The 14644-nt window shown below is 73.4% G+C and carries 17 protein-coding genes; 3 read left to right on the top strand and 14 right to left on the bottom strand.

The features are described 5' to 3' along the window. Positions 1 to 277: 277 nt before the first annotated feature. From ACFYOS_RS14610 to ACFYOS_RS14600, 3 genes are read left to right on the top strand one after another with little or no spacing between them, the layout of a single operon-like run. On the top strand, positions 278 to 1198 hold the full coding sequence (locus tag ACFYOS_RS14610) for an ATP-binding cassette domain-containing protein (protein WP_387140418.1): 921 nt from the start codon (positions 278 to 280) through the stop codon (positions 1196 to 1198). After that, entirely contained in the window at positions 1195 to 2037 is an 843-nt protein-coding gene (locus ACFYOS_RS14605) for a hypothetical protein (RefSeq protein ID WP_387140415.1), read from the top strand. The genes ACFYOS_RS14610 and ACFYOS_RS14605 overlap by 4 nt, the downstream gene beginning before the upstream one ends. 20 nt (positions 2038 to 2057) lie before the next feature. Next, positions 2058 to 2291: a hypothetical protein gene (locus tag ACFYOS_RS14600; RefSeq protein WP_387140412.1), complete on the top strand. Its 234-nt coding sequence runs from the start codon at positions 2058 to 2060 to the stop codon at positions 2289 to 2291. A 101-nt stretch (positions 2292 to 2392) separates the two neighbouring features. On the opposite strand, the gene pheT is transcribed toward ACFYOS_RS14600, so the two are convergent. From pheT to ACFYOS_RS14530, 14 genes are all read right to left on the bottom strand, one after another. Beyond that, complete coding sequence (gene pheT, locus ACFYOS_RS14595; protein ID WP_387140409.1) at positions 2393 to 4942, bottom strand: phenylalanine--tRNA ligase subunit beta; 2550 nt, start codon at positions 4940 to 4942, stop codon at positions 2393 to 2395. Positions 4943 to 4981: 39 nt separating this feature from the next. Beyond that, the gene (gene pheS, locus ACFYOS_RS14590; protein ID WP_387140407.1) at positions 4982 to 6055 is read right to left on the bottom strand and encodes a phenylalanine--tRNA ligase subunit alpha; all 1074 of its coding nucleotides are present in this window, start codon (positions 6053 to 6055) and stop codon (positions 4982 to 4984) included. 170 nt (positions 6056 to 6225) lie between these two features. Continuing rightward, on the bottom strand, positions 6226 to 7113 hold the full coding sequence (locus ACFYOS_RS14585) for a TrmH family RNA methyltransferase (protein ID WP_387140404.1): 888 nt from the start codon (positions 7111 to 7113) through the stop codon (positions 6226 to 6228). Positions 7114 to 7145: 32 nt separating this feature from the next. After that, entirely contained in the window at positions 7146 to 7538 is a 393-nt protein-coding gene (rplT, locus tag ACFYOS_RS14580) for a 50S ribosomal protein L20 (protein ID WP_222957518.1), read from the bottom strand. Positions 7539 to 7570: 32 nt separating this feature from the next. Then, the gene (gene rpmI, locus ACFYOS_RS14575; protein ID WP_091309655.1) at positions 7571 to 7765 is read right to left on the bottom strand and encodes a 50S ribosomal protein L35; all 195 of its coding nucleotides are present in this window, start codon (positions 7763 to 7765) and stop codon (positions 7571 to 7573) included. A 19-nt stretch (positions 7766 to 7784) separates the two neighbouring features. Next, complete coding sequence (gene infC / locus ACFYOS_RS14570) at positions 7785 to 8411, bottom strand: translation initiation factor IF-3 (protein WP_387140400.1); 627 nt, start codon at positions 8409 to 8411, stop codon at positions 7785 to 7787. A gap of 441 nt (positions 8412 to 8852) precedes the next feature. Then, complete coding sequence (locus ACFYOS_RS14565; protein WP_387140397.1) at positions 8853 to 9323, bottom strand: PH domain-containing protein; 471 nt, start codon at positions 9321 to 9323, stop codon at positions 8853 to 8855. Then, positions 9320 to 10282 (bottom strand): DMT family transporter, encoded by a 963-nt coding sequence (locus ACFYOS_RS14560; protein WP_387140394.1) that lies wholly within the window; start codon positions 10280 to 10282, stop codon positions 9320 to 9322. Before ACFYOS_RS14560 ends, ACFYOS_RS14565 begins: the two co-directional genes overlap by 4 nt. Continuing rightward, a complete protein-coding gene (gene hisG / locus ACFYOS_RS14555; RefSeq protein ID WP_387140392.1) occupies positions 10279 to 11124 on the bottom strand; it encodes an ATP phosphoribosyltransferase in 846 nt (281 codons plus the stop codon). Before hisG ends, ACFYOS_RS14560 begins: the two co-directional genes overlap by 4 nt. Before the next feature lie 48 nt (positions 11125 to 11172). Beyond that, positions 11173 to 11436 (bottom strand): phosphoribosyl-ATP diphosphatase, encoded by a 264-nt coding sequence (locus ACFYOS_RS14550; RefSeq protein ID WP_091263821.1) that lies wholly within the window; start codon positions 11434 to 11436, stop codon positions 11173 to 11175. Between the two features lie 135 nt (positions 11437 to 11571). Beyond that, entirely contained in the window at positions 11572 to 12069 is a 498-nt protein-coding gene (gene ribH / locus ACFYOS_RS14545) for a 6,7-dimethyl-8-ribityllumazine synthase (protein WP_387140389.1), read from the bottom strand. Between the two features lie 2 nt (positions 12070 to 12071). Beyond that, positions 12072 to 13340, bottom strand: a complete 1269-nt coding sequence (locus tag ACFYOS_RS14540; protein WP_387140386.1) for a bifunctional 3,4-dihydroxy-2-butanone-4-phosphate synthase/GTP cyclohydrolase II — start codon at positions 13338 to 13340, stop codon at positions 12072 to 12074. Beyond that, a complete protein-coding gene (pnuC, locus tag ACFYOS_RS14535) occupies positions 13337 to 14032 on the bottom strand; it encodes a nicotinamide riboside transporter PnuC (RefSeq protein ID WP_387140384.1) in 696 nt (231 codons plus the stop codon). The genes ACFYOS_RS14540 and pnuC overlap by 4 nt, the downstream gene beginning before the upstream one ends. Continuing rightward, positions 14032 to 14643: a riboflavin synthase gene (locus tag ACFYOS_RS14530; protein WP_387140381.1), complete on the bottom strand. Its 612-nt coding sequence runs from the start codon at positions 14641 to 14643 to the stop codon at positions 14032 to 14034. Before ACFYOS_RS14530 ends, pnuC begins: the two co-directional genes overlap by 1 nt. Between the last annotated feature and the right edge of the window lies 1 nt (position 14644).

Raw genomic sequence — 14644 nt, 5'->3', positions numbered from 1 at the left:
GCCGCAGGTCAAGAGGCCTTTCATAACGGCCGGACTGGCCGCTGGCGGCGACGGGTCATGCCGAGGCGACCGCATGATCAGGCGAGTCGCCACCGACCCACGCCGCGCGGAACCGACAGTTAATTGACGGCATACAATTAACTCTGTGTTGCGGTCGGGAATTCGAGGGACGGCAGATGAACGCAACGGAAAATCCGGCCCGCCGGCTCTTTGCTCGGCATCGTACGATTGCGACGTCACGTTGAGGAATGACCGTTTTGCCATTGAAGTTCATGAGGTGACCAAGCGTTATCCCGGCGGTGTCACCGCGGTCGACGGTCTTGACCTGCGGGTCCGTGAGGGCGAGGTCCTCGGGTTCCTGGGCCCCAACGGCGCCGGCAAGACCACCACCATGCGCATGCTGGTCGGGCTGGTCCGGCCGACGAGCGGGCGGATCCGGGTGCTGGGTCGACCGCCCGGGACGCCGGAGCAGCTCGCCCGGGTGGGTGCCCTCATCGAGTCGCCGGCCTTCTACCCGCACCTGTGCGGGCGGGACAACCTGCGGCTCGCCGCCCGGTACGCGGGCGTGCCGGACCGCGCCGCCGACCGGGTGCTGACCGAGGTCGGCCTGACCGACCGGGCGGGATCGGCCTTCCGGACCTACTCGCTGGGCATGAAGCAGCGTCTCGGCGTGGCCGCCGCCCTGCTCAAGGAGCCGAGCCTGCTAATCCTGGACGAGCCCACCAACGGCCTCGACCCGGCCGGGGTGACCGACATCCGCGAACTGCTCCGCACGCTCGGCCGGCGCGGACGCACCGTGCTGCTGTCCAGTCACGTCCTCGGCGAGGTGGAGCAGATCTGCGACCGCATCGTGGTCATCGACGGCGGCCGGCTGATCGCCGACGGCACGCCGGACGAGCTGCGCGAGTCGCTCGGCCAGGCGGTGCTGCTGATCGACGCCGACCCGATGGCCGAGGCAGCGGCGTGCCTGCGCGGGCACGACGGGGTCCGGTCGGTGGAGCCGGTCGACGGGGGACTCCGGGTCACCACGGACCCGGCGCTGGCCGCGGCACTGAACCGCCGGCTGGTCGAGGCCGGAATCGACGTGCGGGAACTGCGCCCGCTCCGGCACTCGCTGGAGGAGGCGTTCCTGGAACTGACCGCGCCCGCGCGGCACCACCGACAGGAGCAGACGACCACGACGGGGGGCGCCCGATGATGGCAGCGGTGCGGGCGGCCTGGTTCGCCGACCGGAAGCGGCCGGCGGTGTGGACGGTCACCGCGACCTGGATCCTCCTCGCGCTCGCCTTCGGCATCGGGGTGCCCTACCTCGTGCACCTGGCGCTGGCCGGTGACCCGAAGGAGGCGAAGTCCGCCGAATCCCTGCTGGCCGCCGTCCTGCCGAGTCAGCTGGTGCCGACCGGGATCGGGCTGTTCCCGCTCTTCGGGGGTGCCATCCTGGTGATCCTCGGCGCGCTCGTGGTGGGCAACGAGTACCGCTGGGGAACCTGGAATCTCGTCTTCACCCAGCGGCCACGACGGGCGCAGGTGATGGCCGGGCAGGCCGTCGTCCTGTGCGGACTGACCCTGCTGATCGCGGTGCTCACCTTCGGCGTGCTGGCGCTGACCACCGGGTCGCTGGCCGTGATCGAGGGACGGGCCGCCGACTGGCCGTCCGCCGACCGGCTCATTGCCGCGGTGGCCGGGGCCTGGCTGATCTGCACCGCGCACGCCGGCGTGGGCTGGTTCCTCGCGATCGCGTTCCGCAGCGCCACCACGGCCATCGCGGTCGGTCTGATCTGGACCCTGGTCCTGGAGAACGCGATCAGCGCGCTCGCCCTCGCCCTGAGCCCGCTGACGGTGGTGCAGAAGGTGCTGCTGGCACCGAGCTCCGGCGCGCTGGCCGGCGCGCTGGGGGCGCGATCCCAGTTCGACGGGGGCACGCCGGGGGTGCTGGCGTCCTCCGGCGCGCTGGTGCCGACCCTGGTCCTGCTGGGCTACGTTCTGGTCATGTTCGGGTCGGGCAGCTGGCTGGCGGCACGACGGGACGTCGGCTGACGGAGCGGAGGAGTCGTGAGATGGAGTTCCTGCTCGCCTTCGTGGTGACCGGGCTGGCGGCGTCCGGCGGCTGGATCGCCTGGGCCGCCGTCCGGAGCTGGTCGCGCGCCCGGGACCGACGACACGAGTTGCGACTGGCCCACGCCCGGGCCGCCGCGGAGATCCGGCAGGCCGAGCTGGCTGCGCAGGTCCGCGAGATCGAACTCGCCAACGAGACGTACCAGGACTTCGTCCGCCGCCACCCCGAGCGCTGAGCGGCGTCACGCCCGGACCGCCCCCGCGGCGGGCCCACCACAGGCCGACGGCGGCCGACGCGAGGCGCCGGCCGCCACCAGCCCGAGGACCACCCAACCGGTCAGGCGCCGCGCAGGGTGGCGCCGAAGCGCTCCGCCGCCCGCGCGACCGCCGCGTCCCGGGCCGCCACCGCCTCCTCGACGGTGAGCGTCCGGTCCGGGGCCCGGAACGTCAGCTTGTACGCCAGTGACCTGCGGCCCGCGCCGAGTTGCTCGGAGGCGTACACGTCGAAGAGCCGGACGTCCTCCAGCAGCTCGCCGGCCCCCTCGGCCAACGCCCGCTCCACCTCGGCGGCCGGGACCGAGTCGGCCACGACGAGGGCCACGTCGATGAGCGCGGGCGGGAAGGTGGAGATGGCCGGGCCGGCCACCAGCGGCGCGGCGGGGAGCGCGTCCAGGTTCAGCTCCATGGCGCTGGTGCGGCGGGGCAGCTCCAGCGCCGCCACCACGGCCGGGTGCAGCTCACCGGCGTACCCGACCGTCGTGTCGTCCACCCGCAGCTCGGCGCAGCGGCCGGGGTGCCAGGGCGGGCACTCGGCGGCCCGGACGGTGACCCGATCGGCCGGGATGCCGGCGGCCGCGAGCGCGATCCGGCCGGCCTCGACGGCGTCCGCCCAGCCGGCCGCCCGGCCCGCGCCCCACCAGCCGCCCGGCTCCATCTCGCCGGCGAGCGCCACGGCGACGTGCCGAGGCTGGTCGGGCACCACCGCGTCGGCGGCGGCGAACTCCTCGGCGGTCGGGCGACGGTCCACGCCCATGGCCGGCGGGGCGCCGACCCCCGGACGTGGGTGGAACACCGTGCCAATCTCGTAGATCGCCAGGTCGCGCAGTCCCCGGCTGACGTTGCGCTTGAGGATGCCGAGCAGCGGGCCGAGCAGCATGGTGCGCAGCAGCGGCTGCTCCTCGGACAGCGGGTTCGCCACCCGCACCGCCGGGCGGCGCGGGTCGTCGGCCGGTAGGCCGAGCTGGTCGGCCAGCTCCGGGGAGACGAACGGGTGCGCCAGGACCTCCACGTACCCGCGCTCGGCGAGCGACCGGGCGACCGCCCGGCGGCGCTGCTGCTGCCAGGTGAGGCCGCGGCCGGGCGGCGCGGTGGGCAGCACCGACGGCACCTGGTCGTACCCGTCGAGCCGGACCACCTCCTCGACCAGGTCGGCCGGGTCGGTGAGGTCGGGCCGCCAGGTCGGCGGGGTCACGCTGAGCACGTTGCCGCCACCGGCGGCGGCCACCCCGACCTCGCCCGGGTCCTCGCCGAGCCGGTCGGTGCCCCGGCTGACGGTGCAGCCGACCTGCTCCAGCAGCTCGATCACCCGCTCCGGGGCGTACGCCACCCCGACCCGCCGCGACGGCAGGTCCGCCGGCAGGGTGATCGGGGTACGCGGCCGGACGTGGTCGAGGTCGAGGATCTCGGTGCCGACCGTGCCGCCGGCATGCTCGGTGAGCAGCCGGACCGCCTTCTCCAGCGCGACCAGCGGCAGGGCCGGGTCGACGCCCCGCTCCCAGCGCTTGGCGGCCTCGCTGAACAGCTTGTGCCGGCGGGCGGTGCGGCCGACCATCGCCGGGTCCCAGTGCGCCGCCTCGAAGAGCACGTCGGTGGTGGAGGCGATCACCTCGCTGGTCTCGCCGCCCATCACCGCGGCGAGCGAGATCGGCCCGGTGTCGTCGCAGATCACCATGTCCTCGGCGACGAGCGTGCGGGTGACCCCGTCCAGGGTGGTCAGCTTCTCCCCCGGCGCGGCCCGGCGGACCACCAGCGGGCCGCTGATCCGGTCGGCGTCGAAGGCGTGCATCGGCTGGCCGAGCTCGAGCATCAGGTAGTTGGTGATGTCGACCGGCAGCGAGATACTGCGGATGCCGGCCACGGTGAGCCGCCGGTGCATCCAGCCGGGCGTCTCCGCGGTCGGGTCGATGCCGCGGACCATCCGGGCGGCGAACCGGTCGCAGCCGACCGGGTCCCGCACCTCGACCGGGTAGGCCGGCTCGGTGGTGCCACCGGGCGCCGGGATCGCGGCCGGGTCGCGGAACGGCACGCCGAGGGCGTGCGACAGCTCGCGGGCGATGCCCCGCACGCTCAGCGCGTACCCGCGGTCGGGAGTGATCTCCATGTCGACCACGACGTCGTCCAGGCCGACCACCGGGCGGGCGTCGTCGCCGGGCTTGGCCGGGGTGTCCTCGGGCAGCACGATGATGCCCGAGTGGTCGTCGCCCAGGCCCAACTCCTTGGCCGAGGTGATCATGCCGGCGGAAGTGCGCCCGTACGTCTTGCGCGCGCCGATGACGAAGTTGCCGGGCAGCACGCCGCCGGGGAGGATCACCACCACCCGGTCGCCCTGGGCGAAGTTGCGCGCCCCGCAGACGATCTCCTGCGGCTCGCCGGTGCCGTTGGCGGCCCCGACGTCGACCCGGCAGAAGCGGATCGGCTTCTTGAAGCCGGTCAGCTCCTCGATCTCCAGGACCTCACCGACCACCAGCGGACCGGTGACATTCTCCCGCAGGTCCTCGATGGACTCGACCTCGATGCCGAGGTCGACCAGCGCCTGCTCCAGGTCGCCGGCGGGCAGATCGGCGGGGAGGTCGACATACTCCCGCAGCCAACTGACAGAAACTCGCATGACTGTGAACCACCGTCTCCGTAACTCGTGCCGCGCCGTCTACGCCCCGAACGCGCGGGTGAACCGCACGTCGCCCTCGGCCATGTCCCGCATGTCGCTGACCCCGTGCCGGAACATCACGGTCCGGTCGATGCCCATGCCGAACGCGAATCCTGAGTAGACCTCCGGGTCGATGCCGCAGGCGCGCAGCACCCGCGGGTTGACCATGCCGCAGCCGCCCCACTCGACCCACTGCGGACCGTTCCGGTGCTCCGGGAACCAGACGTCGAACTCGGCCGACGGCTCGGTGAACGGGAAGTAGTGCGGCCGGAACCGGGTCTTCGCACCCTCGCCGAACATGGCCCGGGCGAAGTGGTCCAGCGTGCCGCGCAGGTGCGCCATGGTGATCCCCTTGTCCACCACCAAGCCCTCGACCTGGTGGAAGACCGGGGCGTGGGTGGCGTCCAGCTCGTCGGTGCGGTAGACCCGGCCGGGCACGACCACGTAGATCGGCGGCTTGCGGGTGAGCATGGTGCGCGCCTGCACCGGCGAGGTGTGGGTGCGCAGCACCAGGCCGGAGCTCTCCGCGCCCGGCGGCGGGCCGATGTGGAAGGTGTCCATCAGGCCGCGCGCCGGGTGGTCGGCGGGGATGTTCAGGGCGTCAAAGTTGGCCCACTCCAGCTCGACCTCGGGGCCTTCGGCGATCTCGTAGCCCATCCCGATGAAAAGGTCGCTGATCTGCTCCATCAGCGTGCTCAGCGGGTGGCGGGCGCCGCGCGGCCGGCGGTCGTAGGGCAGGGTCACGTCGACCCGCTCCTCGACCAGCACCCGCTCGGCCCGCTCCTGCTCCAGGGTCTCCTGCCGGGCCCCGTACGCGGTCTCGATGGCACGTCGCGCCTCGTTGACCCGCTTGCCGGCATCGGCCTTGCCGGCCGGCGGCAGCGCGCCGATCTCCCGGCGGGCGAGGGCGACCGGGGAGCGGTCCCCGAGGTGCGCGGGGCGCAGGGCGGTCAGCACGTCCGGGTCGGCGGCGGCGGCGAACGCCTTCTCGGCGTCGGCCACGGCCGCGGCCAGGGCGTCCGGGTCGAGCAGGGCGACCTGCTTCGGGTCGTACGGATCGTTGCGGTAGCTCATGGCGTACGGGCACTCCCTCACGGCGGCGCCGGCCCTCACGGGCGGCTAGGCGAGTCTACGGACGCGCGGCTTCGCCGCAGCCCGCCGGTGGGAGTTCCGCAGGAGGAAGGGTCAGGCCCGCCGCCCGCCGACACCGGCGGGCTGGCTAAACGAACGCCGTGGCGCGTTCATCACGTGGACGACTCCCCTGCTCTGTGTGCCGCGCCACCGGACGACGGTCGGCGCAGTGCTCTGGCTGAAGCGTACAGGCAGACGGCCGCGGCCGCAGCCAGGTTCAGGCTCTCGGCGCGCCCGTGCAGCGGCACCCGGACCCGGGCGTCGGCCGCCTCGGTCAGCTCCTCGGGCAGCCCGTGCGCCTCCGAGCCGAACAACCAGGCGGTGGGGGTGGCGAGCCGGCCGCCGTCGGCCAGGTCGTCGAGGTCGCTCTCGCCGTACCCGGTGGTGGCGAAGACCGACAGCCCGGCGGCCCGCAGCGCGCCGACCGCCTCGAGAGGGTCGGGCGAGCGGACCACGTCGACGTGGAAGAGGCTGCCGGCGGAAGCCCGCACGCACTTGCCGTTGTACGGGTCGACCGCGTCGCCGGCAAAGACCACCGCTCCCGCGCCCGCCGCGTCGGCGGTGCGCAGCACGGTGCCGGCGTTGCCCGGGTCGCGGATCTCGGCGAGCACCGCGACCAGCCGCGGCCCGCGCGCGAGGGCCTGCGCCAGCGGTACGTCGAGGTGCCGGCACACGGCGACCAGGCCCTGCGGGGCGACGGTCTCGGCGAGCGCGGCCAGGGCCTCCTCGGTGACCTCGGAGACGGGGATGTCGGCCCGGGCGGCCAGTGCGGCCAGGTCGGCGTACCGGTCCAGGGCGGCCGGCGTGCCGAACAGCTCGACAACGGTGCCGGCGCGGCCCAGCGCCTCGCGGACGGCCTGCGGCCCCTCGGCCAGGAACCGGCCGGTGGTCTCGCGGTCCCGGCGGCGCTGGAGCCGGCGGGCGGCGACGATCCTGGGGGTCCGCGGGGTGAACGGGCCGGAGACAGCGTCGAGGCGCCTCCCGCGCGATGGTGACTGCATGGGAGACGCCTCGATCTGCTGCTACGGGTGGATCAGGCGGCCTGGGCCGCGGCGCCACCGGTGCCCTCGGCCGCCACGGCGGCGCGGGCCAGCTCGACGATCGCGGCGAACGCCGCGGCGTCGTTGACGGCCAGGTCGGCCAGGATCTTGCGGTCGACCTCGATGCCGGCCAGGCGCATGCCCTGGATCAGCCGGTTGTAGGTCAGGCCGTTGGCCCGGGCGCCGGCGTTGATCCGCTGGATCCAGAGCTGCCGGAAGTCGCCCTTGCGGTCACGACGGTCCCGGTAGGAGTACTGCATCGAGTGCAGCACCTGCTCCTTGGCCTTGCGGTAGAGGCGGGAGCGCTGACCGCGGTAGCCGCTCGCGGTCTCCAGCAGGGTACGACGCTTCTTCTGGGCGTTCACAGCCCGCTTGACGCGTGCCATCTCAACTCCTTCTTCGGTTCAGGTGGCGCGCGTCAGCGGCCGAGCAGCTTCTTGATTCGCTTGGTGTCGGCCTTGGCCAGCTCGACCGTGCCGGTCAGCCGGCGGGTCTGGGTGGAGGCCTTCTTCTCCAGGTTGTGGCGGAGGCCAGCCTGCTGGGCAACGATCTTGCCCTTGCCGGTGACCTTGACCCGCTTGCCCATACCCGTGTGGCTCTTCATCTTCGGCATGTGGAACGTCTCTCCCCTGTTACGGGCCGCTGGTCTCAGCGGTCGTGCCGGTCTCACCGGCTGCTGCGGTCTCGCCGGCCTCCGGGGCGCCTTCCGCGGCCCGTTCCCGGGGTCCGCCCCGGGTGGTCGTCGCGGCGACCGCGGCGGCCTTGGTGGCGCGGTGCGGCGCGAGCACCATGATCATGTTGCGGCCGTCCTGCTTCGGCGCGGCCTCGACGTACCCCAGCTCCGAGATCTCGGACTCGAGCCGACGCAGGAGCCGGTAACCAAGCTCCGGGCGGCTCTGCTCGCGACCGCGGAACATGATCGTCACCTTGACCTTGTCGCCGGCCTTGAGGAACCGCACCACGTGACCCTTCTTGGTCTCGTAGTCGTGCGGGTCGATCTTCGGCCGGAGCTTCATCTCCTTGATGACGGTCTGCTGCTGGTTACGCCGCGCTTCGCGCGCCTTCAGTGCGCTCTCGTACTTGAACTTGCCGAAGTCCATGAGCTTGCACACCGGCGGGCGCGCCATCGGCGCAACCTCGACCAGGTCCAGGTCGACGTCCGCGGCCAGCTGAAGGGCGCGCTCCAGCGGGACGATGCCCACCTGCTCACCTTCAGGGCCGACCAGTCGGACCTCACGTGCCCGGATCTGCTCGTTCACGCGTGGTTCGACGCTGATGGGGCCTCCTCGAGTCGAGTCTCCTACGGTGCCGACTCCGCGGGCTCCCGGGCGGGAGCCGACCCGGAAAGCAGAAGGCCCCGGCGCATGCCAGGGCCCACTCGACCGGTCGGCACGATCACATGATCGCGCATCCGGAACCGGGACGTGCCCGGAACCGGAGGACCGGACCCGGCCGCCTACGGGGGCGACTCGGGTGGGAGCAGGCGCTCCGCTTCAGGGACCACCCGCACGTCAGGGACGGGGGCAGTCTGGTCGACTCCGCAACACTACACCCCCACCCCACCCCTCCCCAAACCGGGCTCCCCCGCCGCCTCGGGGCCTGATTCACGGAAAGAGTGGCCATTCGGCGCGGAATGACCACTCTTTCCGTGAATCTGCGGCCACGTGGGCGGGCGGCGGCGGCCCGGCGGACGGGTGGGGTCAGTGGGCGGCGGGATCGGCGGCGACGGCGGCCAGGTGGGCCTGGTGGAGGCGGCGCAGGGCGCGAACGCCCTCCACCGCACGCTCCTTGTCGGCTGCCTGCAGAGCGACCATCGGCAGCAGGTCGTCGTCGTACAGCTCCAGGCTCGCCCAGGGGGCGCCCCGGTCGAAACGGACCCCCCGGACGACCTCCCACGGCAACTCGTGCGAGCCGATCACGTTGCGGACCCGCACACCTTTGGCGTCGGCCACCACCCGGGGTCGGGTGAAAAGCAGGATGCCGAGGGCGCCGAAGACACCCAGCCCGATCATGGCGAGCTGGTCGCCCCGCTGGAACGTGCCGTAGCCATCCCCGGTGGAACCGGTCAGCGAGGTGGCCACCAGGCTGAACACCACCACCAGAGTGACGGCCGACACCCAGCAGACCAGCCGGATGCGGCGCGGCCGCAAGGTCACCACGGAATCGCTCACCCGACCAGTCTGCCATCCGGTTCGGGCTCCCGTTCCGGCGCCACACGAACCGGCGTGCGCCGCCGCACGCCAGCCACCAGCACCGCCACCACGGTCAGCCCCGCGCCAGACAGCACCGGCCAGTGCGCCCCGGCGCCGCCCGACACCGCCAGGTCCAGCACCAGCGCGCCGCCGAGCTGCCCCGCGACCAACGCCAGGCCGGTCCGCAGCACCCCGACGGCGCGGACGCCGACCAGCAGGGAGAGCACGATGCCGACCCCGAGCAGGCCGCCGCCGTACAGCCACCACTGCCCGGGCCAGCGCGGCCAGGCGGCGAACGCCCCGGCGAGCGCGGCCACGACGAGGATGGCCGGGGTGCTGACGGCGAAGTTGACCGCGATACCGGCGGCGGTGGTGCCGGCGGCCGAGACCCGCCCGTTGAGCGCGGACTGCAGGGCCACCGCCAGGCCACCGACGACCGCCAGCAGGACCAGCCCGACCGCCAGGTCACCGACCGGGCGGCCGAGTTGGGCGAGGGTCACCGCGGCCACCCCGAGCAGCGCCCCGGCGACCCGGGGCCCGGTCAGCGGCAGCCGGCCCACCGGGGCCAGCCCGGCCCGGTCCACGGCCAGCCCGCCCAGGCTGCCCCCGGCCACCTGGGCGATGGTGAACACGGCCACCCCGAGCACGGGCACCACGTACGTGCCGATCACCACGATCGCCGCACCGCCGAGCCCGCCCAGGTACGACCACCAGGGCAGCCGGGAACGGCGCAGCACGGCCAGCCCGGCCCGCATCGAGGGCAGCGCGAACAGCCCGACCAGGACCAGCAGACAGCCGCCCACGTTGTTGACCACCGCGCCGAGCACCGGGTTGCCGGCCCGCTCCCCCAACTCAGAGTTGACCAGGCCCTGCGCGGCGGAGGCCACCCCACCCAACACGACCACGGACAGGGCGGCCGGAGCCGGCAGCGACCTCACAGCCGGCAGGCGTGGATGTTGGTGACGAGGATGGCGCGGGCACCCAGGTCGTAGAGCTCGTCCATGATCCGGTGCGCGTCGTCGCGCAGGACCATCGCCTGCACCGCGACCCAGCCCTCCCGGTGCAGCGGGGAGACGGTCGGCGACTCGATGCCGGGGGTCAGCGAGCTGGCCCGGTCGAGCAGGCCGGCCGGCACGTCGTAGGCGAGCATCACGTACCGGCGGGCGACCAGCACGCCGTGCAGCCGGCGCAGCAGTTGCTCCTGCTGGACGCCGCCGGGGGCGCCGACCCGGCGGACCAGCACCGCCGAGGAGCGCAGCAGCGGCTCACCGAAGACCACCAGCCCGGCCTGACGCAGCGTGGCACCGGTCTCCACCACGTCGGCGACCACGTCGGCCACGCCGAGGCGGATCGCGTTCTCCACCGCGCCGTCCAGGCGGATCACCTCGGCCTTGACGCCCAGCTCGGCCAGGTGCCGCTCGACCAGCCCCGGGTACGCGGTGGCGATCCGGTGGTCGCCGAGCTGCTGCACGGAGTCGACGTCGTCGGGGCGGGCGGCGAAGCGGAAGGTGGCCTGGCCGAAGTTCAGGTCGACGATCTCCTCGGCCGGCGCGCCGGAGTCGACCAGCAGGTCACGGCCGGTGATGCCGACGTCGAGGTCACCCGAGCCGACGTAGGTGGCGATGTCCTTGGGGCGGAGGTAGAAGAACTCGATGTCGTTGGGCTCGTCCCGGCTGACCAGGTCCTTCGGGTCGGTGCGCTGGCGGTAGCCCGCCTCGCGCAGCATCTGGGCGGCCGACTCGGCCAGCGCGCCCTTGTTCGGTACGGCGACACGCAGCATGGGTGGAGTGCTCCTTCGATCGATCAGGTGATCAGCGGACGGCGCCACTCACAGGTGTCGGTAGACGTCCTTCAGCTCGAGGCCGGTGGCCAGCATCAGCACCTGGGCCTGGTAGAGCAGCTGGGAGATCTCCTCGGCAGCCCGCTCCGGCCCCTCGTGCTCGGCGGCCATCCACGACTCGGCCGCTTCCTCGACCACCTTCTTGCCGATGAAGTGCACCCCCTTCTCGAGCGCGGCGACCGTGCCCGAGCCCGGGGCGCCGGCGGCGGCCTTGGCCTGCAGCTCGGCGAACAACTCCTCGAACGTCTTCACGGGATGCGATTCTTCCAGCCGCTCCGGGTGACCACGCCTCCCGGGTCCGCCTGGCGGGACGGCGACCACATGCTGGACCTGCTCCTTCCGTGATCATGACGGTGTCGCCGCGGCTCGCCGACGACGCCGCGTCGATCAGGCGAAGCCGACCCGGTGGCCGTTGGTCGCGTCGAGGCCGCGGATCGCCAGGGCGGCGTCCAGGGCCGCGACGGTGGCCGCCCAGCCCTTGTCCTCCGCCGAGCCCGGCAGCCCGGCCCGGTCCCGGGCCTGGTCGATGGTCTCCACGGTGAGCACCCCGTGCGCCACCGGCTTGCCCTCGTCCAGCGCCACCCGGGTCAGCCCCTCGGTCACCGACTGGCAGACGTAGTCGAAGTGGGCCGTGGCGCCCCGCACCACCACGCCGAGGGCGACCACCACGTCATACCGGCGGGCCATCGCCTGGGCCACCACGGGCAGCTCCACCGAGCCGGCCACCCGGGCCACCACGGACCGCGCGCCGCACGCCTCGGCGGCGGCCACCGCCCGGTCGACCATGTGGTCGGTGAGGTCGCCGTGCCAACGCGCGGCCACGATGCCGACGGTCAGCCCGGCGGCATCCACCGCGCTGACGCCCGGTTCCCCGAATCCCGCCATCCCTATGCTCCGATCTCGTCGCCGGCGACCGGGCGGCCCATCGGCGCCTCGGTCACCTCGTCCAGCCCCTCCAAGAGGTGGCCCATCCGGTCCCGCTTGGTTCGCAGGTAACGCACGTTCTCCGGGTTCGACCGGATGGGCAGCCCCTCGCGGCCGCTCACCGTGAGGCCGTACCCCTCCAGGCCGGCCCGCTTGGCCGGGTTGTTGGTCAGCAGCCGCATCGAGCGGACGCCGAGGTCGTAGAGGATCTGCGCGCCGGTTCCGTAGTCGCGGGCGTCGGCGGGCAGCCCCAGGTCGAGGTTCGCGTCCACGGTGTCCCGGCCCTGGTCCTGGAGCTGGTACGCCTGCAGCTTGTGCAGCAGGCCGATGCCGCGCCCCTCGTGTCCGCGCACGTAGAGCACCACCCCGCGCCCCTCCCGGGCCACCCGGGCCAGGGCGGCCTGCAGCTGGGGGCCGCAGTCACAGCGCAGCGAGCCGAAGACGTCCCCGGTCAGGCACTCGGAGTGCACCCGGACCAGCACGTCCTGCCCGTCGCCGAGGTCGCCGATGACCAGCGCGACGTGCTCGGCGGAGTCGAAGTCGCTGCGGTAGCCGAGCGCCCGGAACACCCCGTACGGGGTGGGCATCCGCGCCTCGGCGACCTGCTCCACCTGCTTCTCGGTCCGCCGCCGGTACGCGATCAGGTCGGCGATGGTGATCAGGGTCAGCCCGTGCTCGGCGCAGAACTTCTCCAGGTCCGGCAGGCGCATCATGGTGCCGTCGTCGTTGACCAGCTCGCAGAGCACCCCGGCCGGGCGCAACCCGGCCAGCCGGGTCAGGTCGACGGCCGCCTCGGTGTGCCCGGGCCGGCGCAGCACCCCGCCCTCGCGGGCGCGCAGCGGCACCACGTGCCCGGGGCGGGCCAGGTCGGTCGGATCCGTGCCGGCGTCGGCGAGCAACCGGATGGTGTGCGACCGGTCGGCCGCCGAGATGCCGGTGGTGACCCCCTCCCGGGCGTCCACCGTCACCGTGTACGCGGTGCCCCGCCGGTCCTGGTTGGTGTGGTGCATGGGCGGCAGGTCCAGCCGGTCGCATTCGCTCTCGGTGAGCGGCACGCAGATGTAGCCCGAGGTGTAGCGGACCATGAACGCGACCAGCTCCGGGGTGGCCAGCTCGGCCGCGAAGATCAGGTCGCCCTCGTTCTCCCGGTCCTCGTCGTCGACCACGACGACGGGCCGGCCGGCGGCGATGTCCGCCACCGCCTGCTCGATGCTGCCAAACGTGGTGGTCATGCCACTGCCTCCGAGTACGTCGACGGGATCGGGGTGCGGGCGGGTGGGGTGGCCCGGGAGGTGCGCCACCAGGCGGCCAGACCGGCGACGCAGAACCCGCCGTAGACCAGGTACATCGCGGCCGACGGGTAGAAGCCGCCCTGGAGCAGCAGCGGCACGCCGACCGCGTCGACGGCGATCCAGATCAGCCAGAACTCGACCCAGCCGCGGGCCATGCCGTACGTGGCGAGCAGGCTGCCGACCAGGATCCAGGCGTCCGGCAGCGGGCCCCAGGAGCCGAGCGCGGCCAGCACCGGGTCCACCAGGGCGGTGCCGATCACGGCGGCGGCGAGCAGGCCCAGCCGTTCCCGCCAGGTGGCCCAGCGCGGGGTGACCGCCGGCTGCGCCCCGCCTTCCGAGCGGCGGTTACGCGACCAGCGCCACCAGCCGTAGACGCTGACCGCGAAGAAGAAGACCTGCCGGCCGGCCTGGCCGTAGAGGTCGTGCGCCTGCGGGGTGGCGAAGACCCCGCCGAGGAAGACGGTGAACAGCAGCGCGTTGCCGATCATGCCGACCGGCCAGGCCCAGACCAGCCGGCGCAGCCCGAGCAGCGCGGAGGCGAGGCCGAAGATGTTGCCGACGATCTCCCGGACCAGCACCGGCGAGCCGGCGACCTGGACCTGGGCGTCGAGCAGCCAACCGAGCGGACCCATCACCGCCCACCTCCCGCCGGCCGGTCGCCGAGCAGCCGCTCGACGTACTTGGCCAGCACGTCCACCTCGAGGTTGACCGGGTCGCCGACGCCCTTGGCACCGAGGGTGGTGAGCTTGAGGGTGGTCGGGATCAGCCCGACGGCGAACCAGTCGTCGCCCACCTCGGCGACCGTCAGCGAGACGCCGTCGACGGTGATCGAGCCCTTCTCCACCACGTAGCGGGACAGCGTGGCGGGAAGCCGGAAGCGGACCGTCTCCCACTGCGCCGCCGGCTCCCGAGAGATGATCTCGCCGACCCCGTCGACGTGCCCCTGCACCAGGTGCCCGCCGAGGCGGCTGCCGAGGGCGGCGGCGCGTTCCAGGTTGACCGGGTGACCGGGGCGCAACGCGCCGAGCGCGGAGCGGCGCAGGGTCTCCCCCATCACGTCGGCGGTGAACACCCCGCCGTCGACGTCGACGACGGTCAGGCAGACCCCGTTGACCGCGATCGAGTCGCCGTGCCGGGCGTCCGAGGTGACCAGCGGGCCGCGGACGGCGACCAGCGCGGAGTCACCCCCGGTCTCGGTGGTCCGGACGACCTCGCCCAGCTCCTCGACGATGCCGGTGAACATG

Origin of the sequence: Micromonospora sp. NPDC005806, from assembly GCF_042871425.1 — a bacterium.
Lineage (GTDB): Bacteria > Actinomycetota > Actinomycetes > Mycobacteriales > Micromonosporaceae > Micromonospora.
Note: the sequence above shows the minus strand (reverse complement) of the source record. Positions and strands in the feature narration are given on the sequence as shown.

Excerpts from the sequence above, each read along its gene's own strand:
- rplT (WP_222957518.1), bottom strand. The coding sequence starts at position 7,538 with ATGGCACGCGTCAAGCGGGCTGTGAACGCCCAGAAGAAGCGTCGTACC.
- pheT (WP_387140409.1), bottom strand. The coding sequence starts at position 4,942 with ATGCGAGTTTCTGTCAGTTGGCTGCGGGAGTATGTCGACCTCCCCGCC.
- ACFYOS_RS14540 (WP_387140386.1), bottom strand. The coding sequence starts at position 13,340 with ATGACCACCACGTTTGGCAGCATCGAGCAGGCGGTGGCGGACATCGCC.
- hisG (WP_387140392.1), bottom strand. The coding sequence starts at position 11,124 with ATGCTGCGTGTCGCCGTACCGAACAAGGGCGCGCTGGCCGAGTCGGCC.
- ACFYOS_RS14585 (WP_387140404.1), bottom strand. The coding sequence starts at position 7,113 with ATGCAGTCACCATCGCGCGGGAGGCGCCTCGACGCTGTCTCCGGCCCG.
- pnuC (WP_387140384.1), bottom strand. The coding sequence starts at position 14,032 with ATGGGTCCGCTCGGTTGGCTGCTCGACGCCCAGGTCCAGGTCGCCGGC.
- pheS (WP_387140407.1), bottom strand. The coding sequence starts at position 6,055 with ATGAGCTACCGCAACGATCCGTACGACCCGAAGCAGGTCGCCCTGCTC.
- ACFYOS_RS14600 (WP_387140412.1), top strand. The coding sequence starts at position 2,058 with ATGGAGTTCCTGCTCGCCTTCGTGGTGACCGGGCTGGCGGCGTCCGGC.
- ribH (WP_387140389.1), bottom strand. The coding sequence starts at position 12,069 with ATGGCGGGATTCGGGGAACCGGGCGTCAGCGCGGTGGATGCCGCCGGG.
- ACFYOS_RS14605 (WP_387140415.1), top strand. The coding sequence starts at position 1,195 with ATGATGGCAGCGGTGCGGGCGGCCTGGTTCGCCGACCGGAAGCGGCCG.
- rpmI (WP_091309655.1), bottom strand. The coding sequence starts at position 7,765 with ATGCCGAAGATGAAGAGCCACACGGGTATGGGCAAGCGGGTCAAGGTC.
- ACFYOS_RS14530 (WP_387140381.1), bottom strand. The coding sequence starts at position 14,643 with ATGTTCACCGGCATCGTCGAGGAGCTGGGCGAGGTCGTCCGGACCACC.